The organism is Paenibacillus sp. 23TSA30-6 (assembly GCF_014858585.1).
In the GTDB taxonomy this organism is placed as follows: Bacteria; Bacillota; Bacilli; order Paenibacillales; family Paenibacillaceae; genus Paenibacillus.
This window is the reverse complement of sequence record NZ_SLTL01000097.1, coordinates 1-822: the sequence shown is the minus strand read 5'-3', so window position 1 is coordinate 822 and position 822 is coordinate 1. Positions and strand designations below refer to the sequence as shown.

Here is an 822-nt window from a genome sequence, read left to right as displayed (position 1 = left end):
ACGTCGGGAACGACGGGCAAGCCGAAGGGCGTGATGATCGAGCACCGCAGCCTGGTGAACACGGCGGCGGGCTACCGGCGGGAATACCGGTTGGATCAGTTCCCGGTGCGGCTGCTGCAGCTCGCAAGCTTCTCGTTCGACGTGTTCGTGGGAGATATCGCGCGGACGCTGTACAACGGAGGCACGATGGTGATTGTGCCGAAGGACGACCGGATCGATCCGTCTCGTCTGCACTACTGGATTGAGCGGGAGCGGGTCACCATCTTCGAATCGACGCCGGCGCTGATCGTGCCGTTCCTGGATTACGTGCACGAGCAGCAACTGGACATGAGCCGGGTGGAGCTGTTGATCACGAGCTCGGACAGCTGCAGCGTGGCGGATTACCGGACCTTGCAGGAACGCTTCGGCTCGTTGTTCCGGATCATCAACGCATACGGCGTGACGGAAGCGGCGATCGACTCAAGCTTCTACGACGAGCAGCTGACGAAGCTGCCGCAGACAGGCCATGTGCCGATCGGCAAAGCGTGGCTGAATGCGAAATTCTACATCGTGGACGCGCATCTGAACCCGGTGCCGGTCGGGGTGCTGGGCGAGCTGGTCATCGGCGGAGTCGGAGTGGCGCGCGGGTACTTGAACCGTCCGGAGCTGACGGAAGAGAAGTTCGTAGACAGCCCGTTCGCCGCGGGCGAGCGGCTGTACCGCACGGGAGACTTGGCGCGGTGGATGGAAGACGGCAACGTGGACTTCATCGGCCGGATCGACAACCAGGCGAAAATCCGGGGCTACCGGATTGAGACGGGCGAGATCGAGTCGCAGCTGCTG

General features: G+C 62.9%; 1 protein-coding gene. It reads left to right on the top strand.

Features of this window, described 5'->3' with window-relative positions; all coding sequences use genetic code 11:
* A partial coding sequence (locus E0698_RS26245) for an AMP-binding protein (RefSeq protein WP_192513430.1) occupies positions 1-822 on the top strand: 822 nt, incomplete at both ends.